The sequence below is a fragment of the Sulfuritalea sp. genome, from assembly GCF_017302275.1.
GTDB lineage: Bacteria > Pseudomonadota > Gammaproteobacteria > Burkholderiales > Rhodocyclaceae > Sulfuritalea.
This window is the reverse complement of sequence record NZ_JAFLDR010000024.1, coordinates 1-23,911: the sequence shown is the minus strand read 5'-3', so window position 1 is coordinate 23,911 and position 23,911 is coordinate 1. Positions and strand designations below refer to the sequence as shown.

Here is a 23,911-nt window from a genome sequence, read left to right as displayed (position 1 = left end):
GACCCGCCGGGCAAACCCACGAGGAGTCCATCAGGATGTCCACCTGGCTCGGTCGTCTGCACAAGGGGATCACCTACGCACTGGCGCTGGCGGTGTCGCTCTACGGTCTCGCCAACGTCATGCCGGCGGTTGGCAGCTTCCGCCTGGGGCCATTCCCGATGGAGCTCTTCCGCGCCAGCTTCTTCGCCATGTGCGTGGCGGTGGTCGGCCTGAATGTGCGCGGTCCGCGCGGCCAGGCGCCCGGCATCTGGCTCGCCGTGACATCGGCGATCAGCGTCGCGGTGCTGATGTGGGCCAGCGTCTCCTTCTACCGGGTCAGCATCAGCTTGAACGACGCGATGGTCCTCTTCGGCGCCTATGAGGCGACCGTGGCGGTCGTCGCCAGTGCCGCGGTGCTGTTTTTCTGCTGGCGCATCTGGGGTAGCGCCGTCGCCCTGCTGGGAATCCTCGGCGTCATCTACCTGATAACCGGCCCCTACTGGCCCGGGCCGCTGGCAACGATACCGGGTGACCTCAGCGAACTCCTGGCGCAAAACCTCTGGTACAGCCTGGACACCGGCATCCTCGGCGCGACCTTCGCCATCGTCATCACCACGGTGTTTCCGTTCATCGTCCTTGGCGCGGTGCTGGATGGTGTCGGCGCTGCCGACTCGATGATCCGTATCGCCTTCGCGCTGATGAAGCGCACCGCCGGCGGCCCGGCCCATGCCGCTGTACTGGCTTCAGCCCTGTTCGGCACTGTGTCCGGTTCCGCGGTGGCAAACGTCGTCGGCACGGGCGTGGTCACCATTCCGATGATCAGGAAGCGCGGTTACACCAGGGAATTCGCCGGCGCGGTGGAAGCGGCGGCATCAACCGGCGGACAGATCATGCCGCCGATCATGGGCGCCGCAGCCCTCGTCATGGCGGATTACGTCGGCGTCAGCTACCTGACCGTGGTCGTCGCCGTCCTGATCCCCTCCATCGCCTACTACCTCAGCCTGTTCCTGATGATCATGTTCGAGACGCGCAGGCTCGGCATCCAGGCCGATGCGTCCGCATCCGGCATCGCCGAGCCCAGCCTGCAGGACTACCTCAACATGGTCCTGATCTTCGGCCCCCTCATTCTCATCGTGATCCTGCTGGTGGCCGGTGCTTCCGCGTCTGGCGCCTCGATCGCCGCCATCGTGCTGCTGTTCCCGCTCAGCTTCATCAATCCGGCAATCCGCGCCAGGCCCCATTTGCTGATCACCGCCCTGCGCAACGGCGGTGCGACGTTTGCCGAACTGCTTACTGCCATCGCGGCCATCGGCATCGTGATCTCGACGCTCTCCGCCACCGGCATGCCGGTGAAATTCGGCGTGCTGATGGATGCCGCCCTGAACCAGTCGCTGTTCGTCGCCTTGCTGGTCGTCTTCGCCGGCTGCACGCTGCTGGGCATGGGCATGCCGACCCTGCCCGCCTATCTCACCGTGGCGGCGATCGCCGTGCCGTCGATGCAGTCGCTGGGACTGGAGCCGCTGACGGCGCACATGTTCGTATTCATGATCGCCGTCGCCTCGGCCATCACGCCGCCGGTGGCGATCGCGGCCTACGCGGCGGCCTCGATTTCCGGCGGCAAACCCATCGCCACGGCAGTGGTTGCCTCCCGCATCGGCATCATGATCTTCCTGATCCCCTTCGCCTTTGCCTACGACCCGCTGCTGCTCACGGTCAAGGAAGCCGGCGCCATCTTCACCTGGCCGGCCTACATCCAGATACTGGTGGCCCTGGCCTTCGCCATGTACATGTGCGCCAGCGCCCTGAGCCTGTATGAGCTGGGGCCGCTACCCTGGTGGCAGGTCGTGCTGCGCCTGCTTGCCAGCGTCCTGCTGCTGGCCCCGGGCGATGGCATCACCTGGGCGGGCATCGCGCTTTCGGTCGTGCTGCTGGCGCAGCACCGGTTTGTTCACTCTCGTCGGCAACAGTTTCAGACATGAAGCCCAACATCATCTACATCGTCTCGGACGATCTCGGCTTTGCCGACCTCGGCTGTTATGGCGGCCGCGAGGCGCAGTTCGGCAACGTCTCGCCCAACATCGATCGGCTCGCGGCCGGCGGCATGCGATTCACCGAGGGCTACGCAAATTCGCCGGTGTGTTCGCCGACGCGCTTTGCGCTGATGACCATGCGCTACCAGTACCGCCTGCGCGGCGCACTCGAGGAGCCGATCAACTCGCGCAGCAAGGGCAATGCCGAGCTGGGCCTGCCGGCCAGTTTGCCGACCCTGCCCTCGCTGCTGCGCGACGCCGGTTACCGTACCGCACTGGTCGGCAAATGGCACCTCGGCTACCCGCCGGCCTTCGGCCCGCTGCGATCCGGCTATGACGAGTTCTTCGGCATCATGGCCGGCGGCGTGGATTACTTTACGCATTGCTCACCCAAGGGCGATCACGACCTCTACCTCGGCGAGGACGGACACAAGGAAGTCGGCTACCTGACGGACATCTTCTCGCTACGCGCGGTCGACTATGTAAATCGCATGGCCGATGGCGCCAGGGCCGGCACTCCCTTCTTCCTCAGCCTGCACTACACCGCGCCCCACTGGCCTTGGGAAACCCGCGACGACGCTCACATCGCTCCGGACGTGGCGAAGAACCTGTTCCACCTCGACGGGGGCAACATCCACAGCTACCGGCGCATGATCCATCACATGGACGAAGGCATCGGCTGGCTGATGGACGCCCTGCACAGGCACGGTCTGGCGGAGAACACCCTCGTGGTGTTCACCAGTGACAACGGCGGCGAACGCTTCAGCGACAACTGGCCGCTGGTGGGCGGCAAGATGGATCTCACCGAGGGCGGCATCCGCGTGCCCTGGATCGCCCACTGGCCGGCCGCCATTCCGGCCGGGGCGGTCAGCCGTCAGCATTGCATGACCATGGACTGGTCCGCGACGATGCTGGAACTCGGCGGCGGCCAGCCCCATGCGGACTACCCGCTGGACGGCATCTCCCTGCAGTCCGTGTTGCGCGACGCCGGACACCACTTCGAACGGCCGCTGTACTGGCGCATGAATCACCGCAGCCAGCGCGCACTGCGCATCGGCGACTGGAAGTACCTCAAGGTGGACGACAACGAATACCTGTTCAACATCACCGCGGATGCCCGCGAGCGCGCCAACCGGGCAAAGCGCGAACCCGAACGCATGGCGCGTATGCGCGAACAATGGCTGGCCTGGAACGACAGCATTCCGCCGATTCCGCCCGACGCCACGGTAAGCCTCGGCTATTCGCTCAAGGACATGCCGCAGCGATAGGTTGCCTGTTCAGCCTCGCGAAATGCTTCGGTCGCCAATCACCAACGGACTTCGAACCAGGACGGCACGCAGATGCAAGAACTACCGACCCCCCACCTGACCTGGTTCGCCGACCTGGCGGTCGAAGTCTCCGCAGCCCAGGAGATCGGCCTTGCGGTACACGGGCGGCGGCGCCTGATTCCGATAGTCGGTGGCGAGGCCCGAGGCGACGGCTGGCGGGCCCGGGTACTGCCCGGTGGAGCTGACTTCCAACTGATCGTCAACGACCGGATGGCCGAACTGGACGCTCGCTACACGCTCGAGCTGGACAGCGGCGAGCTGATCTATGTGCAGAACCGGGCCGTCCGCGCCGGCGCGCCCGAGGACATGCAGCGCCTGGCCAGGGGCGAGCCCGTCGATCCTTCGCTGATCTACTTCCGCTGCAGCCCCAGCTTCGAGACGGCCGCACCGCGCTTCGCCTGGCTGTCCGAACGCATTTTCGTCGGCACCGGCATGCGCTTGCCCAGCCAGGTGCGAATGCGCTTTTTCGTGGTTTGAGTCGGCAGGGCGTGCCGATCCGGACAGGGTCAGCGCTGCGCGGTACGGATCTCGCCGAACAACTTCTCCAGACCGCGCGGCGGACAGCGCCAATACTGCGGCGGTGCGCTCACCGTGGCGCCGAGTTCGGCGGCGGCATGCCAGGGCCAATGCGGATCGTAGAGGATGCCGCGCGCCAGGGCGACCATGTCGGCCTGACCAGAGGCGATGATGCCTTCGGCCTGCTTCGGATCGGTGATGAGGCCGACGGCGATGGTCGGCAGGCCGGTCTCGCGCTTGATGCGCTCGGCCAGATGCACCTGGTAACCCGGCCCCAGCGCGATCTTCTGCATGGGTGAAACGCCGCCGCTGGACACGTGGATGAAGCCCAGCCCGCGCTCGCGCAGGGCGGCGGCAAACACCATGCATTCCTCGATGTCCCAGCCGCCTTCGACCCAGTCGGTGGCCGAGACGCGAACGCCCAGTTCGCAGCGCCCCGCCACCGCCGCGCGCACGGCATCGATCACTTCCAGCGGATAGCGCATGCGCTTGTCGAGCGAACCGCCGTAGGCATCGTCGCGCCGGTTGGCCAGCGGCGAAAGGAACTGGTGCAGCAGGTAGCCGTGCGCCGCATGCAGTTCGATGGCATCGAACCCGAGGCGCAGGGCCCGCTCCGCTGACGCGACGAAGGCATGCTTGATGCGTTCCAGGCCGGCCGCGTCAAGTGCCTGCGGCGGCGCCTCCTGCGGCGCATGCGGAATCGCCGAGGGTGCCACGGGCGACCAGCCGCCCTCGGTCGGCGGGATCAATTGGCCGCCGTCCCAAGGCTTGTGGCTGGACGCCTTGCGCCCGGCATGGGCAAGCTGGATGGCCAGCGGCATGCCGCTGATCTTGCGCGCCGCGTTGACCACGCGCTGCAGCGCCGCTTCGTTGGCGTCGTTCCACAGGCCCAGGCAGCCCGGCGTGATGCGTCCTTCCGGCTCGACGCCAGTGGCCTCGACGATCAACAGGCCGGCGCCCGACAGCGCCAGCTTGCCGTAGTGCATCAGGTGCCAGTCGTTGGCATTGCCCTCCTCGGCCGAGTACTGGCACATCGGCGCGATGACAATGCGGTTGGGCAGCGCGATGCGGCCGATGGAGAATGGTGAAAACAGTGACGACATGACAGGCTCCGGTTCAGGGATGCGCGGCGGCCAGACGCCGGCGGTGCAGCATCAACGCGCCGACGCCGATCGAGATCACGATCACCGCGGGGATGGCGTACAGGTTCAGGGTGTACCAGCCGCCGCCGAGCACCAGCGCGCCGGCCGAGAGCGAGGACACGGCCTGCACGCCGAAGACCAGGAAGTCGTTGCCGCCCTGCACCTTGGCGCGCTCGGCCGGTTTGTAGGTTTCGGTCAGCAGCGTGGTGCCGCCGATGTAGAGGAAGTTCCAGCCGACACCGAGCAGGAACAGCGCCCACCAGAAATGCATCAGCGTGACGCCGGAAAGTGCCAGCGCAATGCAGGCGAACATCAGCACCACGCCGGCCATCAGGATACTGAGAACGCCGAAGCGCTTGATCAGGCTGCCGGTGAAGAAGGACGGCCCGTACATGCCCAGCACATGCCACTGCAGGACAAAGGCGGCATCGCCGAAGGGCAGGCCGCAGATGTCCATCGCCAGCGGGGTCGCCGCCATGAGCAGGTTCATCGTACCGTAGCCCAGCGCGGCGGCCAGCACGGCGACGACGAAAGCCGGCTGGCGGGCGATCTCGGGCAGTGGCCGGCCCGAACCCTGCTGCCCGGCATCGGCCATTTCCGGCACCCGCAGGCGGCTGGCGATCAGCAGGGCGACGACCGCGAAGACCGAAAGCGAAGCATAGGTGGCGGCGAACTCGACGGCCCAGATGTCGCGCGTGATCTTGCCCGCCCAGGGGCCGATGAAGCCGCCGAGGATGCCGCCGGCCAGCGTCCAGGAGATCGCCTTCGGCTTCCAGTCGGCCGGCGCCATGTCGGCGGCGGCGAAGCGGTATTGCAGGCCGAAGGCGTTGTAGGTGCCGGCACACAGCGTGCCCAGGCACAGCAGCCAGAAGCTGCCGATGCTCACCGCCACGGCGCAGGTGAGGCCGCCGAGAATGCCGAGCAGGGCGCCGACGATGAAGCCGGCGCGGCGGCCGTAGTGCTTCATGAACCAGGAAGCCGGCAGCGTCATCAGCGCCGTGCCGATGACATAGCCGGTGACGGTCAGCGTCGCCAGCGTCGGCGTCGGCGCCAGCTTGGCGCCGGCCAGGCCATTGACCGCGATCAGGGTCACGCCATTGCACAGCAGCAGCGCCTGGCAGCCGGCGAGCAGGCCGACGTTGCGCTTGATTTGCGGAGTGACGGCTTCGCTCATCGCAGGCTCCATTTCAAGAGTCGGCGCTGGCGGTACGGCGATTTTCTGTTGGTCATGGATAGTTGGAGACTTCGATCAGGTTGCCATCCGGGTCGCGGAAATACACCGAATGGATGGGGCCGGTGGCACCGGTGCGCGGCACCGGGCCTTCCTCGATGGCGATGCCCTGCGCCGCGAGTTCGGCGATCACCTCGGCCAGCGGCGTCGCCGCGATCAGGCAGAGGTCGGCCGTTCCCTGCCCGGGCTGCGCCGCGTGCGGCTTCAGCGGCGCGGCGGCGGGATGCAGGTTGATTTTCTGCCGGCCGAAGGACAAGGCGCGCCGGCCGGCACCGAAACTCACCGGCTCCATGCCGAGCACGCGCTGGTAGAAATCGACGGTGGCGTCGACGTCGCACACCGTCAGCACCAGGTGGTCGAGGCGGTCGATCTTCATGGCCGTCGCATGACGATAGGCACGAAGCCGCCGATCCCGTCGTCGCGGCGATGCGCGCAAGCTTGGCCCACCGCTGCGCGGATCGCTCGGCAGGCCGCATCGTCCTTCTGGATCATTTCCATATTCCCGATTCTCAGGCGAGAGTCACCTGCATGTCCATGGCCAGGTGGTTCTCGCTGTCGCGGGCCCACAGCCTGACGGCCCTGCCGTCGGCCTCGGGCCGGCCGCAGACGAAGAAGGGCGCGATGTCGAACACCGGCTTGAGGGCGCGGAACGCGAAGGCGGCGATCGTCGCCCCGGGCAGGTTCCGGCGCAGCAGGTCGACCAGCAGCGTGGCGATCAACGGCCCGTGCACGATCAGGCCGGGATAGCCCTCGACCTCGGTGACGTAGCGGCGGTCATAGTGGATGCGGTGGCCGTTGAAGCTCAGCGCCGAGTAGCGGAACAGCAGCACGTCGTCGGGGACGATCTCCCGTTCCCAGGCCGCACCGGCGGGCGCCGGCTGGCAGGCTGGCGGTGCCGCATCGGCTGCCGGCAGGTCGCGATAGACGATGTCGTGTTCCTCGGTGACGCACAGCCCCGCCGGCCCATGGAACTCGTGGCGCACCATGACGAACACCAGGTCGCCGCTGCGTCCGCTCTTGTGTTCGACCGACATCACGCGCGAGCGACGCTCCACGCGCTCGCCCACCCGCAGCGCCTGCGGGAAGCTCAGCCGGCCGCCGGCCCACATGCGGCGCGGCAGGGGCACCGGCGGCAGGAAGCCGCCGCGCGCCGGATGGCCGTCGGGCCCGATCGCCGATTGGCGTGCCGCCGGCAGGCACAGCGTCCAGTGCCATGGCGGCGGCAGCGGATCGCCAGCGATCGGCCAGGCATCGTCGCGGTCCAGCGTGGCGGCCAGGGCCGCGACTTTCGACGGTGCGACGATGTCCTCCGCCGACTCCGTGTGTCCAACCCAGGTACGCAGGTGATCAAGGTCGATCATGGAATCCTTCTGCTTCGCCCATCTTGCGTTGAAGTTCGCCGCGCACATCCCGGAAAAAAAAGCCACCCCGGGGGGTGGCTTTTCTTTTTGTGGCGTCCCCACGGGGATTCGAACCCCGGTTCATACCGTGAAAGGGTATTGTCCTAGGCCTCTAGACGATAGGGACTTATCGTTTGGTGGAGGTACGCGGGATCGAACCGCGGACCTCTTGCATGCCATGCAAGCGCTCTCCCAGCTGAGCTATACCCCCACAAGAGAGCGCGCATTATAGGGAGGCGGACCGGGCCTGTAAAGCGTTTTTCGGGACTATTCAGCACGGTCTCAGAGCAGCTTTCCGGGGTTCATCCGGCCGCGCGGATCGAGCGCCTGCTTGACCGCGCGCATCAGTGCCATTTCGGTGTCGCTCTTGTAACGCAGGATTTCTTCGCGCTTGAGCTGGCCCAGCCCGTGCTCGGCCGATATCGAGCCGCCCAGTTCATGCACCAGGTCGTGCACGATGCGGTTCACCGCGCCGGTGCGGGCAATGAATTCAGTATTGGATTCGGCGTCGGCCTTCGACTGGTTGTAGTGCAGGTTGCCGTCGCCGATGTGACCGAAGCAAACGATGCGCACCGCCGGGAAGGCCGCCCGCAGGGCGACATCGGCGCGGGCGATGAATTCGGCGATGCGCGACACCGGCACGGCGATGTCGTGCTTGATCGAGATGCCCTCGATCTTCTGCGCTTCGGAAACGTTCTCGCGCAGGGCCCAGAGCGCGGCAGTCTGCGCCTCGCTGGCGGCGACCACGGCATCCGCGATCACGGCGGCGTCTGCCGCCGCGTCGAGCGCCGACTCCAGCGTCGCCGCGAGGTCGGCGCGGGCGCCGGAAAGCTCGATCAGGACTTGCCATTCGGGCTTGTCCGTGAGCGGATCGCGCGCGCCCGGAATGTGCTTGAGCACCAGTTCCAGCGCCGGCCGCCCGACGATCTCGAAAGCCGTGACATTGTCGCCCGCGACATCGCGCAGGCGTCCGAGCAGGGCGACGGCGGCGGCCGGATCGGGCACCGCCACCCAGGCCGTGGCCCGCGCGCGCGGGCGCGGAAACAGCTTCAACGTCGCCGCCGTGATCAGACCCAGGCTGCCTTCGGCGCCGATGAAAAGCTGCTTGAGGTCGTAGCCTGTGTTGTCCTTGCGCAGGCCGCGCAGCCCGTTCCAGACGCGTCCGTCGGCCAGCACCACTTCCAGGCCCAGGCAGAGTTCGCGGGCGTTGCCGTAGCGCAGCACCTGCACGCCGCCGGCATTGGTCGACAGGTTGCCGCCGATGGTGGCGCTGCCTTCGGCGGCGAGCGAGAGCGGGAACAGCCGGTCGGCCTCGCGCGCCGCTTCCTGCACGGCATGCAGGGTGCAACCGGCCTCGACGGTGATGGAATTGTTGTCGGGATCGATGGCGCGGATGCGGTTGAGGCGCGTCAGCACCACCACCACCTCGCCGCCGATCGGCGTGGCGCCGCCGCACAGCCCGGTATTGCCGCCCTGCGGCACAACGCTCGCCCCGGCGTCGGCGCAGGCGCCGACCACCGCGGCAACTTCCTCGGTGCTGCCGGGCAGCACCACGCAACGCGCGTTGCCGGTGTAGCGGCCGCGCCAGTCGGTGCAGAAGGGGGCCACGTCGTCCGCCTGCGTCAGCACGCGCGACGCACCGACGATGCCGCGCAAACGATCCTGAAAGTCGGCGCTCACGGTACGGCGATGGTCGGGCCCAGTTGCGCGTAGAGATCGTGCACATCGCAATCGATCACGCTCACCTCGGCAAATTCACCGATCTCCAGATCATGGCCGTCGGCGATGTACACCAGGCCATCGACATCGGGCGCATCGCCCTGCGAGCGGGCGATGACGCCTTCCTCGTCGATGTCATCGACCAGCACCTGGATGCGACGCCCGATCATGCGTTCCAGACGCTGGGTGGAAATGTCTTCCTGGTGGCGCAGCAGGCGCGCCTTGCGCTCTTCGCGGATCGCGTCGGGCAGCGCGCCGGGCAGCGCATTGGCGCCGGCGCCCTCTACCGGGGAATAGGAAAAGGCGCCGACGCGATCGAGCTGTGCCGCATCGAGAAAATCGAGCAGTTCGTTGAACTCGGCCTCGGTTTCGCCGGGGAAGCCGGTGATGAAGGTGGAGCGGATCGCCAGGTCCGGCACTTCGCGGCGCCAGGCGGCGATGCGGTCGAGCACCTTCTCGGCCGAGGCCGGTCGCTTCATCAGCTTGAGGATGCGCGGGCTGGCGTGCTGGAAGGGCACGTCGAGGTAGGGAAGGATCTTCCCTTCGGCCATCAGCGGGATCAGGTCGTCGACGCTGGGATAGGGATAGACGTAGTGCAGACGCACCCAGAGGCCGAGCTTGCCGAGTTCGCGGCACAGCTCGAGCAAACGCGTCTTCACCGGCCGCCCGCCGTGAAAGCCGGTGCGGTACTTGACGTCGACGCCGTAGGCGCTGGTGTCCTGCGAGATCACCAGCAACTCCTTTACCCCGGCCGCGGCCAACACTTCGGCCTCGCGCAGCACCTCGCCGATCGGCCGCGACACCAGGTCGCCGCGCAGCGAGGGAATGATGCAGAAGCTGCACCGATGGTTGCAGCCTTCGGATATCTTCAGGTAAGCGTAGTGGTCGGGCGTCAGGCGGATGCCCTGCGGCGGCACCAGATCGACGAAGGGGTCGTGCGCGGGTGGCAGATGGGCGTGCACGGCTTCCATGACTTCCTGCGTCGCGTGCGGGCCGGTGACGGCCAACACCTTCGGATGCACGCTGCGCACGATTTCATTCCCAGCGGCATCCTTCTTCGCGCCGAGGCAGCCGGTGACGATGACCTTGCCATTCTCGGCCAGCGCCTCGCCGATGGCGTCGAGCGATTCCTCGACCGCGGCGTCGATGAAGCCGCAGGTATTCACCACCACGAGGTCGGCACCGTCGTAGGTGCCGGAGATCGCATAGCCCTCGGCGCGCAGGCGGGTGAGTATCTGCTCGGCGTCCGAGGCCGCCTTGGGGCAGCCGAGCGAGACGAAGCCGACGGTTGGCGCCTTGGCCTTACGTCGCGCCAACTTACTTCTTTTCGGCCTTCTCGTCCGGCTTGGTATAGATGCCGGGAAAGATCTTGCGCGTCTGTTCCTGCATGGTGTCCTGCATCTGCTGGAACATCTTCTGGCTCTGCTCGACGTAGGCGCCCATCATGTGCTGCATCGCCGGTCCCTGGAACTTGAGGAACTGGGCCCAGAGATCCTGGCTGTCGCCGCTGGTTTCGCCATAGAGCGACTTGGCCTGCTCCTTCAACTTGGCCTGGACCTCGGTGAAAGACCTGATGTTGTTTTCGATGTAACTCCCCATCATGCCCTGCATCGCGTTGCCATAGAAACGGATCATCTGCGACAGCAGGTCGGATGAGAACATCGGCGCGCCGCCGGCTTCCTCTTCAAGGATGATCTGCAGCAGGATCGCGCGCGTCAGGTCGTCGCCGGACTTGGCGTCGACCACCTGGAACGGTTCATGTCCCAACACCAGTTCCTTGACATCGGCCAGCGTGATGTAGGTGCTGGTGCGGGTGTCGTAAAGGCGGCGATTCGGGTACTTCTTTATGAGTCGGCTCTGTGTGGCCATCTTTAACTCCCCTCCCTCAGTAAACCCATTTTACTACCAAGGCACTGCGGACCCGTTCCGGCCCTGCCGAGGGGCAGGAACCGGAACGGCATTGCCGCCGGCAAGGTCAGCTGTAATGCAAGCCGCCGTTGATGTTGAGCGTGGCACCCGTCATGTAGGCCGCCAGGTCGGATGCGAGATAGGAGCAGATGCCGCCGATCTCCTCGGGCTTGCACAGCCGCTTCATCGGGATGGTGTCGACGATGCCCTTGAGGATGTCCTCGCGGATCGCCATGACCATCTTGGTCGCGACGTAGCCCGGCGCGACGGCGTTCACGGTGACACCCTTGGCCGCCAGTTCCTGCGCCAGCGCCTTGGTGAAGCCGATCACGCCCGCCTTCGCCGCCGAGTAGTTGGACTGGCCGGCCTGGCCCTTGACGCCGTTGACCGAGGAGATGTTGATGATGCGGCCCCAGCCGCGTTCGGCCATCTTGGCGGAGACCTGCTTCGTCATGTTGAACAGGCTGGACAGGTTGGTATTGATCACCGCGTCCCACTGGTCCCTTTCCATCTTGGCGAAGAACTTGTCACGCGTGATGCCGGCGTTGTTCACCAGGATGTCGACCGGGCCGGCCTGGGCCTCTGCTTCAGCCACCATGCGCTGGCAGTCCTCCAGTTTCGAGACGTCCCCGGCGACGCAGGCGAAATCCTTGTAGCCCGCGGCGGCCATTTCCTTCAGCCATTCGTCCCTGTTGTCGAACTCCGGGTGGTAGGCCGCAACGACAGTGTAGCCATCGTCGACGAAGGCCTTGCAGATTGCCGTGCCGAGTCCGCCCATTGCTCCCGTTACCAATGCAATTTTTTTTGCCATGATTGCTGCTTCCTATATGACTAATGAAACCGTGCGGACCGACGGCGCGCTGCAAGCCGCTGCCGTCGGACCGTGGCGATCAATACATGTGCTGACCGCCGTTGATGGAGATGTTGGCGCCGGTGACGAAGGCCGCCTCTTCCGAAGCCAGGTAGGCCACCAGGCCGGCGACTTCCTCCGGCTTGCCGAGGCGACCCTGGGCGATCAGCGGCAGGATCTTGCTGTCGAGCACTTCCTGCGGAATCGCCATGACCATCTTGGTGCCGATGTAGCCCGGGGAGATGGTATTGACCGTCACGCCCTTCTTTGCCACTTCCAGCGCCAGCGCCTTGGTGAAGCCGTGCATGCCGGCCTTGGCCGCCGAGTAGTTGGTCTGGCCGAAGGCACCCTTCTGGCCGTTGACCGAGGAGATGTTGATGACGCGACCCCAGCCGCGCTCCATCATGCCGTCCATCACCTGCTTGGTCATGTTGAAGGTGGAATCGAGGTTGGTGTGGATCACCGCGTCCCAGTCGGCCTTGGTCATCTTCTTGAACGTCATGTCACGGGTGATGCCGGCGTTGTTCACCAGCACCTCGACCGGACCGATTTCACTGCTTACCTGCGCAACGCAAGCCTTGCAGGAATCGAAATCGGCGACGTCGCAGGGATAGGCCTTGAAGCCGTAGCCCATGTCGTTCATGGTGCGCAGCCATTCGCTGGCCTTGGTGTTGCTGGGGCTGTAGGTGGTGACCACCTTGTACCCGAGCGCCGCCAGCTTGATACAGATTGCTTCACCAAGACCACCCATTCCGCCCGTTACCAGTGCTACTCGCAGCATGTTCTACTCCTCTCGATTGTTGTTGGGTCGGGGCTTCGATTGCATCGCCGACGACTGCGCCCCGCACAGGCGCCGGCTTTTTAACTATGCTTTTTCCTTCACGTAGCTTCCGGGCGCTGGCTCACCCGGTGCGTATGACTTGCTGCCCAGGCGCACGCGCGCCGGGACTTCGCCGCCGGCATGGCTTTTCAGCCAGTCGGCCCACACCGGCCACCAACTGCCCTTGGTTTCGGTCGCGGTATCGAACCACTCGTCGGCGTTCGCCGTGGTGCTGTCGTTCAGCCAATGGCTGCGCTTGTTCTTGGTCGCCGGGTTGATGACGCCGGCGATGTGGCCCGAGGCGCCGAGCACGAAGGTCGTATCACCGCCAAGCAGGCTGCGGCTCTGGTAGGCGGATTTCCACGGCACGATGTGGTCTTCGCGGCTGGCATAGATGAAGGACGGCATGTCCACGCGGCCCAGGTCCGCCTTGACGCCGCACATCTGCAACTTGCCCGGCACGCGCAGGTTGTTCTCCAGGTACATGTTGCGCAGGTACCAGGCGAGGAAGGGGCCCGGCAGGTTGGTCGCGTCGGCGTTCCAGTAGAGCAGGTCGAAGGCCGGCGGCTTGTTGCCCTTCAGGTAGTTGCCCACCACGTACTGCCAGATCAGGTCGTTGGCGCGCAGCGAAGAAAATACCTGCGCCAGCTCGGCGCCGCGCAGGAGTCCGCCCTTGCCGATCGTCGCCTCGCGCGCCTGCACCGCGGTTTCGTCCACCAGGCAGCCGATCTCGCCGGAATCGGCGAAGTCGAGCAGCGTGGTGAGCAGGGTCAGCGATGCCACCGGGCTTTCGCCGCGCAGGGCCGCGACGGACAAGGCCGAGGCGAGGATGGTGCCGCCGACGCAGAAGCCGAGGGCATTGATCTGGTCGACGGCGCAGATCTCCTGCACCACCTTGACGGCCTGCAGCGCACCCTTCTCGATATAGTCGTCCCAAGTCAGGTGCCCCTGGTCCGCCTGCACGTTCTTCCAGGAAACCAGGAACACCGTGTTGCCCTGCTCGACGGCGTAACGGACAACCGAGTTCTCCGGTTGCAGGTCGAGGATGTAGTACTTGTTGATGCAGGGCGGTACCATCAGGAAGGGCCGCGCCGCGACCTTGTCGGTGGTCGGCGAATACTGCAGCAGCTGCATCAGCTCGTTTTCATACACCACCGCGCCCGGCGTGATCGCCAGATTGCGGCCGACCTCGAAGGCCGTGTCATCGGTCATCGAGATGCGGCCCTTCTGCATGTCTTGCAGCAGGTTCTGGATGCCGCGCTGGATGCTCTCGCCCTTGGTTTCGAGGGCGGTCTTGACGAATTCCGGATTGGTGGCGAGGTAGTTGGACGGCGCCATGGCATCGACCATCTGTCGCGTCATGAAGCGCATGCGGTCCTTGGCCTGGCCATCGGCCACGGGCGCCGCGTCGGCCATGCGCTTCATGTACTCGGCATTGATCAGGTAGGCCTGGCGCAGGTAGTCGTAGATCGGGCTCTCGGTCCACGCCGGGTGGTCGAAGCGCTTGTCGCCGGCCGGCGCACTCGCGACCTGCGGCGCCTCCTGGCCCGGAGCCTTGCCCAGCATGCCCTGCCAGAGTTGGGCGTGGCGCGCCATCCATTCCTGCTGCAGCGTCTTGAGCGCTTCCGACTCCGCGCTCCATGCCGCGGGATTCACTCCCTGTTGCGACGCCGCCATTTTCTGCTGCTGGTCCGCCAGAAACTGGCTGAAGCCCTGAGCCATGGAATTTCCGGCCTGGAACATGGCCTGGAAAGCAGCGTTCTGATCGGTGGGAAACGGCATACGGACTCCTGAGAACAACGGTGGTTCCGGCACAGGCCGACGGCCGTCCGGTCGGCGTCAGTTGCAGAGGCCACAACCCCAAAAAATTCTATCTTTATTTTGCACTGCACAATAACCGCTGTCAAGCTGGATGCACCCTTCCCTGCCCTAGAATCGGCGCATGTACGTAGTCGCGATCGGGTGGCTCTATGTCACCCTGCTGATGGCCGCCACCGAGCCGAATCTCACCGCGGGCGTGCTCACCTTCGCCTTTTACGGCCTGGCGCCGCTGGCGCTGCTGCTATGGCTTTTCGGCACGCCCCAGCGGCGGCGCAACCTGGCGAGCAAGGAAGCCGAGGCGGCAAAAGCCGCGCCCGAGGTTCCCGTCAGGCCGGCCGACGAGTAATTCTGTTATTCCAGCCAGACCAGGCTCGCCATGCGCCCGGTGACGCCATCGCGCCGGTAGGAAAAGTAGCGCGTCGCGTCGGCCACGGAACAAGCGTCGGCGCTGGCGATACGGCGAATTCCCAGCGCCGATAGCCGCTGGCGCGCCAGGAGGGCGATGTCGCACAGCCATTTGCCGCCCGGCGCGGCGACAAAGGCCCCGGCCGCCGCGGCATCGACGGCCAGGAAGCACTCCCGCACCTCGTTGCCGACCTCGAAGGCCTGCGCCCCGATGGCGGGACCGAGCCAGGCCATCAGGCGTTCGCCGGGGACCGCCATGGCGCCCACCGTCGCCTCGACCACGCCCGCCGCCAGCCCGCGCCAGCCGGCATGGGCGACGCCGACCACGGTCGCCTCGTCGTCGCACAGCAGCACCGGCAGGCAATCCGCGACCAGCACGGCGCAGACCACGCCGCGTTCGCGAGTGACGCTGGCATCGGCCTCCGTGCCGGGCGCCGCCCGCGCCGCATCGACGCAGCGCGTGCCATGCACCTGCTTCAGCCACACCGGATCCGAAGGCAGTTCGCGGCGCAGCCGCGCGCGATTGCTGGCCACGGCCTGAGGATCGTCGCCTACGTGGTCACCGAGGTTGAAACCCTGCCACGGTGCCGTGCTGACGCCGCCGGCGCGTGTGGTCGACAGCGCGCCCACGCCTCGCGGCGCCGGCCAGTCAGGAAAAATGAAGTCGCTCACGGCGCCGGGTCACTGCGCCGAATCGCGTCGCAGTTCAGCGAGCAATTGCGCGAAATCCTGCGGCAGCGGCGCTTCCCAGGCCATCTCCGCGCCACTCCCGGGATGCCGCAGCGCGAGTCGCCGGGCGTGCAGGGCCTGGCGTGGAAAGGCGTCGAGCCGCGCGTCGCCGCACTTGTTGCCGCGATACACGGCGTCGCCGGCCAGCGGATGCTTGAGCGAGGCGAGATGGACGCGGATCTGGTGCGTGCGCCCGGTTTCCAGCCGGCATTCGAGCAGGGTTGCCCTCGCAAAGCGTTCCAGCACCGCATAATGGGTGCGCGCCTCCCTGCCGCCGGCGCGCACGACGGCCATCCTGGTGCGATGAATCGCATGCCGCCCGAGCGGGGCATCGACCATGCCGTCGCGCTCGACCCGGCCCAGCGCCAGCGCCAGGTAATGGCGGCTGACCGTATGCGCCTGCAACTGGCGCACCAGGTCAGTCTGCGCGGTCAGCGTCTTCGCCACCACCAGCAGGCCGCTGGTGTCCTTGTCGAGGCGGTGCACGATGCCGGCGCGCGGTACTCCGGCCAGCTGCGGCGCGTGGTGCAGCAGCGCGTTCATCAGCGTGCCCGAGGCGTTGCCGTTGCCCGGATGCACCACCAGCCCGGCGGGCTTGTCGATGACGATCAGTTGTTCGTCCTCGAACACCACCTCGAGCGGAATGTCCTCGGCGGACTCCGCAAGAGTCGGCGCCGGCGGCACGGCGTCGGCGATGTCGAACTCGATGCGTTCGCCGCCGTACACCTTGCGCTTGCCTTCCGCGCTGCCGCCGTCGAGGCGGATCAGGCCGTCCTTGAGCCAGCCCTGCAGGCGGCTGCGCGAGTGTTCGGGAAACAGCTTGGCGAGGGTCGCGTCGAGGCGCCAGCCGGCGCATTCCGCTGGCACGTCGAGGGCCGCGCGGGTCAAGGGCGGGACGGGGCTTCGGCTATAATCGGCCGGAAATTCATGCGAGGTTTTCACCATGCGTAGTGTAGCGGCATTCCTGCGGGCGCTCGCCCCCATCGTGTTCCTCGGCGCGGCTGCCGGTAGCACCCTGCTCGGCGGTTGCGGCCTGCTGCCCGACGTGATCGACGAAACCGCGAGCTGGTCCGCCAACCGCCTCTACAGCGAAGCCAAGAACGCCATGGCCGACGGCTCCTACGACAAGGCGATCAAGTATTTCGAGAAACTCGAAGCGCGCTTCCCCTACGGCCGCTACGCGCAGCAGGCGCAGCTCGAAGTCGCCTATGCCTACTTCCGCCAGGCCGAGCGGGCTTCGGCCATCGCCGCCTGCGACCGCTTCATCCGCCTGCATCCCAACCATCCCAACGTCGACTACGCCTACTACCTGAAGGGCCTCGCCAACTTCAACGAGGACCTCGGCCTGCTCGGCCACATCAGCATGCAGGACCTGACCGAGCGCGACCCCAAGGCCGCGCGCGATTCCTTCGAGGCCTTCAAGGCGCTGGTCGCCAAGTACCCGGAAAGCCGCTACACGCCGGACGCCACGGCGCGCATGAAATACCTGGTCAATGCCATGGCCTCGCACGAGGTCCACGTCGCCCGCTACTACATGAAGCGTGAGGCCTATATCGCCGCGATCAACCGCGCACAGACCGCGATCAAGACCTATCCCGATGCCCCGGCCAACGAGGAAGCCCTGTTCGTCATGGTCAAGGCCTACGACCTGCTCGGCATGAACGACCTGCGCGACGATGCCGAACGCGTGATGCGCAAGAACTTCCCCACGAGCGTCTACTACGAACGGGGCCTCGACCGCGCCGTGCCGTGGTGGAAGCTCTGGTGATCCCGGCCGCCGGCGCCGCCTGAGCGCCGGCCATCCCGCCCGCGACGCGCGACATCCTCCCCCGCCCTCTCAGAGGAAACCCATGTCCCCAGATATCCAGTCCCCCGATCTTTGCATCGGCATCGTCGGCACCGGCGCCATGGGCCGCGGCATCGCCCAGATCGCGGCGCAGGCCGGGATCCGCGTGCTGCTCTACGACGCGTTGCACGGCGCCGCCGCCAACGCGCGCGAAGCCGTGGTCGGCACGCTGGCCAAGCTCGCGGAGAAGGGCAAGATCACCCAGGACGCACTTGACGCCGCAGCGGGCAAGCTGGAAGTCGTCGCGCGCCTCGACGGCCTCGCCTCGGCGCAGGTCATCGTCGAGGCCATCGTCGAGAACCTCGACGTCAAGAAAGCTTTGTTCCAGCAACTGGAAGACATCGTCGCCGCCGATTGCGTCCTCGCCACCAACACCTCCTCGCTGTCGGTAACCTCGATCGCCGCCGCCTGCAACCGGCCCGAGCGCGTCGCCGGATTCCACTTCTTCAATCCCGTGCCGCTGATGAAGATCGTCGAGGTGATCGACGGCCTGCTCACCGCGCCCTGGGCCTGCGATGCCCTGCTCGGCCTCGGCCGCCGCATGGGCCATACGGCGGTGCGGGCGAAGGACACACCGGGTTTCATCGTAAACCACGCCGGGCGCGGCTTCGTCACCGAGGCCCTGCGCGTGCTGGGCGAAGGCGTCGCCGACTTCCGTGCCATCGACCGCATCATGCGCGAGCTGGCGGGCTTTCGCATGGGGCCCTTCGAGCTGCTCGACCTGACCGGGCTCGACGTCTCGCACCCGGTCATGGAATCGATCTACAACCAGTACTACCAGGAGCCGCGCTACCGGCCTTCGCCGCTCGCCGCCCAGCGGCTGGCCGGCGGCGTGCTGGGGCGCAAGACCGGGCGCGGCTTCTATGACTACGGCAAGGATGCCGCGGTCGTCGCCGAGCCGCCCGCGCCGACCGCCCTGCCGGCCCGAGTCTGGGTCAGCCAGACCCATCCGGAATGGGCCGACGTGCTGCGCGAGATCGCCGCCGCCGCCGGCGTCGAAGTCGAGACCGACTACCTGCCCGGCCCCGACGCGCTGTGCATCGTCACGCCGCTGGGTGGCGACGCCACCAGCGCCTGCGTCGAACAGGGCCTCGACCCCAGACGCTGCGTCGCCATCGACTGCCTGTTCGGCATCGATGCCGGCAAGAGCGCGCGGCGCAACCTGATGACCACGCCGCTCACCGGCGCCGCGATGCGCGACGCCGCCCATGCGCTGTTCGCCGCCGACGGCACGCCGGTCAGCGTGGTCGCCGACAGTGCCGGCTTCGTCGCCCAGCGCATCGTCGCCTGCATCGTGAACATCGGCTGCGACATCGCCCAGCAGGGCGTCGCCAGCCCGGCCGACATCGACCGCGCCGTGACTCTCGGCCTGGGCTACCCGAAGGGCCCGCTGGCCTTCGGCGACGCGCTGAAGCCGAAGCTGGTGCTCGACCTGCTGGAAGCCATGCAGAAGTTCTACGGCGACCCGCGCTACCGCCCCAGCCCCTGGCTCAAGCGCCGCGCCCTGCTCGGCGTCTCCCTACTGACCGAAGCGACTTGAAGCCACCCGAGCCCTCGCCGCTCACCGCCTTCCGCCTGCGTCATCCGCTGCGGGTGCGCTGGGCCGAGCTCGATCCGCAGAACATCGTCTTCAACGGTCATTATCTGACTTACTTCGACATCGGCATCACCGAGTACTGGCGCGCGATCGGCCTGCCCTACCCGGAGGCCATCGCCGGCAGCGGCGGCGACCTGTTCGCGGTGAGGAGCCTGCTCAATTACCACGCCCCGGCCGGCTATGACGACGTCCTGGCGGTTTGCGTGCGCGCGGCCAAACTCGGCAACTCCAGCATGAGCTTCGAAATGGCCGTGTTCCGCGGCGAGGAAAGGCTGGTCAGCGGCGAAATGGTCTATGTGCACGCCGACCCGGAAAGCCAGACCTCGCGTCCCCTGCCGGAAAAGCTGCGCGCGACGATCGAGGCTTGGGAAGCGGGTGGCGGCGCGTAGGGCTGCAAAAGTCGGCGCCGGCGACACGGCGCCGGGGAGCGGCGGGGCGTCGCGCAGACCCCGATCCGGCAAATGCGGTGGAGTTCAAGAAGCAAAAACGGGAGCTGCGGCTCCCGTTCAAGCTGGATCATTGCGTGACTCTCGGGAGTTCAGCTTAAGCCTCCGGCGCCTTGCCGTCAGGCCGAGCAGACCCCTACCAGCCAGCGTCATGGCATTTCCTCGCGTAGCGTAGCTGCGACAACACCCGATTTGACAGCGGTCAACTCCGATGGCGGGCTTTCCCTGTAGCGTTGAACGTAGCGGCGTTTTTCGCCGAGGGTCGAGCGATGCGCCGGATCACGCAGCGACCGGAGTTCACGCGACATTGGAAAACGGAACCGACACCACCACCATGAATCCCCGGCATTCGCTCAAGTCCCGGCTGACGCTGCTGATGCTCGCCGTGTTTCTGGCCAGCCTGTGGGGATTGACGTTCTTCGCCAGCCGGGTTCTGCGCGCGGACATGCTGCGCCTGCTGGGCGACGAGCAGCTCGCCACCGCGTCCTTCATCGCCGCCGAAGTCAATCAGGAACTCACGCTGCGGCAGCGCGCGCTCGAAACGGTTGCCGAGACAGCGGCGCCAAGCCTGCGCAAGGGTCCTGCCGCAATGCAGGAGATGCTGGTGCAGCGCCCGGTGTTTCGCGGCCTGTTCAACGGCGGCGTCCTCGCCCATGCGGCGGACGGCACGACCATCGCGGAAGTTCCCCTTTCCGCCGGCCGGATCGGCGTCAACTACATGGATATCGACACCGTCGCGGCGGCGCTGCGCGAAGGCAGGACCACGTTCGGCCGGCCGGTGATGGGCAAGAAACTCGGCAAACCGGTTTTCGGTGCCACCGCGCCGATTCGCGATGCCGACGGCAAGGTCATCGGGGCGCTGGCCGGGGTGACCAATCTGGGCCTGCCGAATTTTCTCGATGTACTGACCAGCAGCAGCCTGAAAAATGGCGGCTATGTGGTGCTTGTGGCCCCGGCACAAAGGCTGATCGTCACCTCGTCGGACGCACGCCGCGTCATGGAGTCCTTGCCGGCACCGGGCATCAACCCGGCGCTGGACAGTTTCGTGAACGGCCGCGAGGGTGTCGACATCCTGCAAAACCCCGGCGGCATCGAGGTACTGGCGGCGGTCAAACGCATTCCGGCGAGCGGCTGGTACGTTGCCGTCGCGCGCCCAACCGCCGAGGCATTCGCGCCCATCCATGCCATGCAGCAGCGCCTGCTGACCGCCGCGCTGCTGTTGACGGTGCTGATCGGCGGGCTGATCTGGTGGCTGCTGACACGGCAATTGGCGCCGATGGTGGCGGCGGCGAACTCGCTCGCCGCCCAGGCCGAGTCGGGCACGCCGCCACGGGCGCTGGCCCAGGCCGGCAGCGACGAGGTCGGCCAGCTGATCGGCGGCTTCAACCGGCTGCTGCATGTCGTCGCCGCCAGGGAGGATGCCCTGCGCGAAAGCGACGACCGCTGGAAATTCGCCGTCGACGGATCGGGTGACGGCCTTTGGGACTGGAAGGTGGCGGAAGGAAGCGTCTTCTACTCGCGCCGCTGGAAGGAGTTGCTCGGCTATGCCGAGGACGACATCGGCGCGACGCCGGAATCCTCCTTGCAACTGATCCATCCGGATGACCTGGCGGAAACCCGAAACCAGATCCAGGCCTGTTTCGACGGCCGCGCGCCGACTTACGCGCGCGAGCTTCGCTTTCGCTGCAAGGACGGCTCGTACCGCTGGATGCTCGCCCGCGGCAAGGTGATCGCCCGCGACGCCGCCGGCAAGCCGCTGCGCATGATCGGCACCCACGCCGACATCACCGACCGCAAGAATCATGAACGCCGGATCGAGCGCCTGTCCCTGCTTTACGCGGCGCTGAGCCAGTGCAACCAGGCCATCGTGCGCTGCGCCAGCGCGGCCGAGCTGTTCCCGCAAATCTGCCGCGACGCGGTGAATTTCGGCGGCATGAAAATGGCATGGATCGGCATGGTGGACGCGGCGACGAAGGATGTCATGCCGGTCGCCGCCCATGGCGCGGGCGTGGAGTATCTCGAAGGGATCAAGATTTCGATCACCGCCGACAGCCCCTACGGCAACGGGCCCACGGGCACCGCCATCCGTGATGGCGAACCCTACTGGTGCAAGGACTTCGCCAACGATCCGCGCACCGCGCCCTGGCGTGAACGCGGCGCCGGACGCGGCTGGGCCAGTTCGGCGGCGCTGCCCTTGCGCCTTGAGGGCAAGCCGGTAGGCGCCTTCATGATCTACTCGGGTGATGTCGACGCCTTCGATGACGAGATTCGCCGCTTGTTGCTGGAAATGGCGGGCGACATCAGCTTTGCGCTCGATAATTTCAAACGCGAGGCCGAGCGCCGCGAAAGCCGCGACCGTTATCAGGCCTTGTTCGAATGCGCCGCCGACGGCATCCTGATCGCGGACCATCAAAGCGTCTATGTCGACGCCAATGAAAGCGTCTGCCGCATGCTGGGCTATGCCCGCGACGAACTGATCGGGCGCCATGCCCGCGACATCGTCGCGCCGGAGGAGATTCAACAGGTGGCGCCGGCGCTGGACACCATCAACTCCGGAAAGGTGTATTCCCGCGAGTGGCGCTTCCGGCGCAAGGACGGTTCGGAATTCACCGCCGAAGTCACGGTCAACACCATGCCCGACGGACGGCTGCTGGCGATGTTGCGCGACGTGACGGCAAAAAAGCAGATCGAGCATGAGCTGGAAGCGCATCGACATCATCTCGAAAGCATCGTCGCCGCGCGCACCAACGATCTGGTCGCGGCAAGGGAGCAGGCCGACAACGCCAATCTCGCCAAGAGCAGCTTCCTCGCCAACATGAGCCACGAGATCCGCACGCCGATGAACGGCATCATCGGCATGGCCCACCTGCTGCGCCGCGACGGCGTCACCCCAAGGCAGGCGGATCGGCTCGACAAGATCGACAGCGCCGCCGAGCACCTGCTGAACATCATCAACGACATCCTCGACATCTCCAAGATCGAGGCCGGCAAGTTCGTGCTCGACGCCGCGCCGGTCGCCATCCACCAGATTCTGGAGAACGTGAGTTCGATCCTGTTCGAGCGCGTCCGCGCGGCCGGCATCGAGCTGCGCACGGAGATGGACTCCTTCCCGCCCATGCTCACCGGGGACCCGATGCGCCTGCAGCAGGCGCTGCTGAATTTCGCCACCAACGCCGTCAAGTTCACCGAGCACGGCTCGGTGACGCTGCGCGCCCTGCGCCAGGGTGAGGGCGCCGATTCGATACAGGTCCGCTTCGAGGTCGAGGACACGGGCATCGGCATTCCCGCGGAAGCCCTGCCGCGCCTGTTCCATTCCTTCGAGCAGGCGGACAATTCGACCACGCGCAAGTATGGCGGCACCGGTCTCGGCCTCGCCATTTCGCGGCGCCTGGCGGAACTGATGGGAGGCATGGCGGGTGTCGAGAGCACGCAGGGGAAGGGAAGCCGTTTCTGGTTCACCGCGACGCTGATGAAGGGTGGCGATGCCGTCGCGGGGCAAGCCCTGGCGCGTATCGACGCGGAATCCGGAATCCGCGAACGGCATGGCGGGCGCAGCGTCCTGGTCGCGGATGACGAACCGCTGAACCAGGAGATTGCGCGCATCCTGCTCGAAGATGTCGGGCTGACGGTGGACACGGCGAATGATGGCGCCGAGGCCGTGGCGATGTGCGCGTCGCGGCGCTATGCCGCCATCCTGATGGACATGCAGATGCCGAACATCAACGGGCTGGATGCGACGCGGCAAATACGCGCGATCGATGGCTATCGGGAAGTACCGATCATCGCCCTGACCGCCAACGCCTTTGTCGAGGACAGGGTGCGCTGCATCGAAGCCGGCATGAACGACGTCCTGATCAAGCCGGTGAATCCGCAAGCCCTGTTCGCCATGCTGCTGGCGGAGCTTGATGAAAGCGGCTAGGCGAAAATGCCATGCAGGAACCACCCGCCCGGCGGGCGCGGGTCGCGGAAGATCCATAGCCAGCGTCCGGCGCCGTCAATGGCGATGAAGTAGTCGCGGCGGGCGTCGGCGCCGTCCCACCAGCCGGATTCGATGCGTTCCGGGCCGGCGGCAAGGCGCAGCGGGCCGGCGCGTTGCGGGCGGCCGCGGTTTTCGCGCAGCGCTTCGGGGGGATCGAGCAGCCAC

20 protein-coding genes, 2 tRNA genes and 1 pseudogene are annotated in these 23,911 nt (G+C 66.5%); 8 read left to right on the top strand and 15 right to left on the bottom strand.

The features are described 5' to 3' along the window. The first annotated feature begins 35 nt into the window (after positions 1-35). The 3 genes from J0M27_RS13610 to J0M27_RS13600 all read left to right on the top strand — a co-directional run bounded on the left by J0M27_RS13610 (position 36) and on the right by J0M27_RS13600 (position 3,814). A complete protein-coding gene (locus J0M27_RS13610; RefSeq protein ID WP_294992589.1) occupies positions 36-1,958 on the top strand; it encodes a TRAP transporter fused permease subunit in 1,923 nt (640 codons plus the stop codon). Continuing rightward, positions 1,955-3,277, top strand: a complete 1,323-nt coding sequence (locus J0M27_RS13605; protein WP_294992586.1) for a sulfatase-like hydrolase/transferase — start codon at positions 1,955-1,957, stop codon at positions 3,275-3,277. The genes J0M27_RS13610 and J0M27_RS13605 overlap by 4 nt, the downstream gene beginning before the upstream one ends. A gap of 72 nt (positions 3,278-3,349) precedes the next feature. After that, positions 3,350-3,814, top strand: coding sequence for a DUF3237 domain-containing protein (locus J0M27_RS13600; protein ID WP_294992584.1), 465 nt, complete (start codon positions 3,350-3,352; stop codon positions 3,812-3,814). 29 nt (positions 3,815-3,843) lie between these two features. Here the strand turns inward: J0M27_RS13600 and J0M27_RS13595 are convergent, their stop codons facing one another. The 12 genes from J0M27_RS13595 to phaC all read right to left on the bottom strand — a co-directional run bounded on the left by J0M27_RS13595 (position 3,844) and on the right by phaC (position 14,705). Beyond that, a complete protein-coding gene (locus J0M27_RS13595; RefSeq protein ID WP_294992582.1) occupies positions 3,844-4,956 on the bottom strand; it encodes an NADH:flavin oxidoreductase/NADH oxidase in 1,113 nt (370 codons plus the stop codon). A 13-nt stretch (positions 4,957-4,969) separates the two neighbouring features. After that, positions 4,970-6,169, bottom strand: coding sequence for an MFS transporter (locus J0M27_RS13590; RefSeq protein WP_294992579.1), 1,200 nt, complete (start codon positions 6,167-6,169; stop codon positions 4,970-4,972). Positions 6,170-6,221: 52 nt separating this feature from the next. After that, entirely contained in the window at positions 6,222-6,602 is a 381-nt protein-coding gene (locus tag J0M27_RS13585; protein ID WP_294992577.1) for a VOC family protein, read from the bottom strand. Between the two features lie 133 nt (positions 6,603-6,735). After that, complete coding sequence (locus J0M27_RS13580; protein ID WP_294992574.1) at positions 6,736-7,587, bottom strand: MaoC family dehydratase N-terminal domain-containing protein; 852 nt, start codon at positions 7,585-7,587, stop codon at positions 6,736-6,738. A 90-nt stretch (positions 7,588-7,677) separates the two neighbouring features. Continuing rightward, positions 7,678-7,753: transfer RNA gene (locus J0M27_RS13575), tRNA-Glu, on the bottom strand. Between the two features lie 8 nt (positions 7,754-7,761). Continuing rightward, a tRNA-Ala gene (locus tag J0M27_RS13570) sits at positions 7,762-7,837 on the bottom strand. A 71-nt stretch (positions 7,838-7,908) separates the two neighbouring features. Further along, positions 7,909-9,306: an FAD-binding oxidoreductase gene (locus tag J0M27_RS13565; protein WP_294992571.1), complete on the bottom strand. Its 1,398-nt coding sequence runs from the start codon at positions 9,304-9,306 to the stop codon at positions 7,909-7,911. Beyond that, positions 9,303-10,661, bottom strand: coding sequence for a 30S ribosomal protein S12 methylthiotransferase RimO (gene rimO / locus J0M27_RS13560; RefSeq protein ID WP_294992568.1), 1,359 nt, complete (start codon positions 10,659-10,661; stop codon positions 9,303-9,305). Before rimO ends, J0M27_RS13565 begins: the two co-directional genes overlap by 4 nt. A 1-nt stretch (position 10,662) precedes the next feature. Next, positions 10,663-11,214, bottom strand: coding sequence for a polyhydroxyalkanoate synthesis repressor PhaR (phaR, locus tag J0M27_RS13555; RefSeq protein WP_294992566.1), 552 nt, complete (start codon positions 11,212-11,214; stop codon positions 10,663-10,665). A 106-nt stretch (positions 11,215-11,320) separates the two neighbouring features. Beyond that, complete coding sequence (locus J0M27_RS13550; RefSeq protein WP_294992564.1) at positions 11,321-12,064, bottom strand: beta-ketoacyl-ACP reductase; 744 nt, start codon at positions 12,062-12,064, stop codon at positions 11,321-11,323. Positions 12,065-12,143: 79 nt separating this feature from the next. Continuing rightward, positions 12,144-12,884, bottom strand: coding sequence for an acetoacetyl-CoA reductase (gene phbB / locus J0M27_RS13545; RefSeq protein ID WP_294992562.1), 741 nt, complete (start codon positions 12,882-12,884; stop codon positions 12,144-12,146). 84 nt (positions 12,885-12,968) lie between these two features. Continuing rightward, positions 12,969-14,705, bottom strand: coding sequence for a class I poly(R)-hydroxyalkanoic acid synthase (gene phaC, locus J0M27_RS13540; protein ID WP_294992560.1), 1,737 nt, complete (start codon positions 14,703-14,705; stop codon positions 12,969-12,971). Positions 14,706-14,865: 160 nt separating this feature from the next. Here phaC and J0M27_RS13535 point away from each other — a divergent pair, with 160 nt between their 5' ends. Then, positions 14,866-15,090 (top strand): hypothetical protein, encoded by a 225-nt coding sequence (locus J0M27_RS13535; protein WP_294992557.1) that lies wholly within the window; start codon positions 14,866-14,868, stop codon positions 15,088-15,090. A 5-nt stretch (positions 15,091-15,095) separates the two neighbouring features. Here J0M27_RS13535 and pgeF read toward each other — a convergent pair whose 3' ends face one another. Together pgeF and rluD are read right to left on the bottom strand one after the other, a co-directional pair. After that, positions 15,096-15,821, bottom strand: a complete 726-nt coding sequence (gene pgeF / locus J0M27_RS13530; protein ID WP_294992554.1) for a peptidoglycan editing factor PgeF — start codon at positions 15,819-15,821, stop codon at positions 15,096-15,098. Between the two features lie 9 nt (positions 15,822-15,830). Beyond that, positions 15,831-16,766: a 23S rRNA pseudouridine(1911/1915/1917) synthase RluD gene (gene rluD, locus J0M27_RS13525; RefSeq protein ID WP_294992552.1), complete on the bottom strand. Its 936-nt coding sequence runs from the start codon at positions 16,764-16,766 to the stop codon at positions 15,831-15,833. Between the two features lie 55 nt (positions 16,767-16,821). Here rluD and J0M27_RS13520 point away from each other — a divergent pair, with 55 nt between their 5' ends. The 4 genes from J0M27_RS13520 to J0M27_RS13505 all read left to right on the top strand — a co-directional run bounded on the left by J0M27_RS13520 (position 16,822) and on the right by J0M27_RS13505 (position 23,686). Then, entirely contained in the window at positions 16,822-17,646 is an 825-nt protein-coding gene (locus J0M27_RS13520; protein ID WP_294992549.1) for an outer membrane protein assembly factor BamD, read from the top strand. Positions 17,647-17,728: 82 nt separating this feature from the next. Continuing rightward, positions 17,729-19,264, top strand: a complete 1,536-nt coding sequence (locus J0M27_RS13515) for a 3-hydroxyacyl-CoA dehydrogenase (RefSeq protein ID WP_294992546.1) — start codon at positions 17,729-17,731, stop codon at positions 19,262-19,264. Next, complete coding sequence (locus tag J0M27_RS13510) at positions 19,261-19,710, top strand: thioesterase family protein (protein ID WP_294992544.1); 450 nt, start codon at positions 19,261-19,263, stop codon at positions 19,708-19,710. Before J0M27_RS13515 ends, J0M27_RS13510 begins: the two co-directional genes overlap by 4 nt. 364 nt (positions 19,711-20,074) lie before the next feature. Next, positions 20,075-23,686 (top strand): PAS domain S-box protein, encoded by a 3,612-nt coding sequence (locus J0M27_RS13505; RefSeq protein ID WP_294992541.1) that lies wholly within the window; start codon positions 20,075-20,077, stop codon positions 23,684-23,686. On the opposite strand, the pseudogene J0M27_RS13500 reads toward J0M27_RS13505, so the two are convergent. Continuing rightward, positions 23,683-23,911, bottom strand: a pseudogene (locus J0M27_RS13500) (DNA polymerase Y family protein); the annotation flags it as partial. The gene J0M27_RS13505 and the pseudogene J0M27_RS13500 sit on opposite strands and share 4 nt — an antisense overlap.

Coding starts and splice junctions, on each gene's coding strand:
- J0M27_RS13610 (WP_294992589.1), top strand. CDS start 36: ATGTCCACCTGGCTCGGTCGTCTGCACAAGGGGATCACCTACGCACTG.
- J0M27_RS13605 (WP_294992586.1), top strand. CDS start 1,955: ATGAAGCCCAACATCATCTACATCGTCTCGGACGATCTCGGCTTTGCC.
- J0M27_RS13600 (WP_294992584.1), top strand. CDS start 3,350: ATGCAAGAACTACCGACCCCCCACCTGACCTGGTTCGCCGACCTGGCG.
- J0M27_RS13595 (WP_294992582.1), bottom strand. CDS start 4,956: ATGTCGTCACTGTTTTCACCATTCTCCATCGGCCGCATCGCGCTGCCC.
- J0M27_RS13590 (WP_294992579.1), bottom strand. CDS start 6,169: ATGAGCGAAGCCGTCACTCCGCAAATCAAGCGCAACGTCGGCCTGCTC.
- J0M27_RS13585 (WP_294992577.1), bottom strand. CDS start 6,602: ATGAAGATCGACCGCCTCGACCACCTGGTGCTGACGGTGTGCGACGTC.
- J0M27_RS13580 (WP_294992574.1), bottom strand. CDS start 7,587: ATGATCGACCTTGATCACCTGCGTACCTGGGTTGGACACACGGAGTCG.
- phaR (WP_294992566.1), bottom strand. CDS start 11,214: ATGGCCACACAGAGCCGACTCATAAAGAAGTACCCGAATCGCCGCCTT.
- J0M27_RS13550 (WP_294992564.1), bottom strand. CDS start 12,064: ATGGCAAAAAAAATTGCATTGGTAACGGGAGCAATGGGCGGACTCGGC.
- phbB (WP_294992562.1), bottom strand. CDS start 12,884: ATGCTGCGAGTAGCACTGGTAACGGGCGGAATGGGTGGTCTTGGTGAA.
- phaC (WP_294992560.1), bottom strand. CDS start 14,705: ATGCCGTTTCCCACCGATCAGAACGCTGCTTTCCAGGCCATGTTCCAG.
- J0M27_RS13535 (WP_294992557.1), top strand. CDS start 14,866: ATGTACGTAGTCGCGATCGGGTGGCTCTATGTCACCCTGCTGATGGCC.
- J0M27_RS13520 (WP_294992549.1), top strand. CDS start 16,822: ATGCGTAGTGTAGCGGCATTCCTGCGGGCGCTCGCCCCCATCGTGTTC.
- J0M27_RS13515 (WP_294992546.1), top strand. CDS start 17,729: ATGTCCCCAGATATCCAGTCCCCCGATCTTTGCATCGGCATCGTCGGC.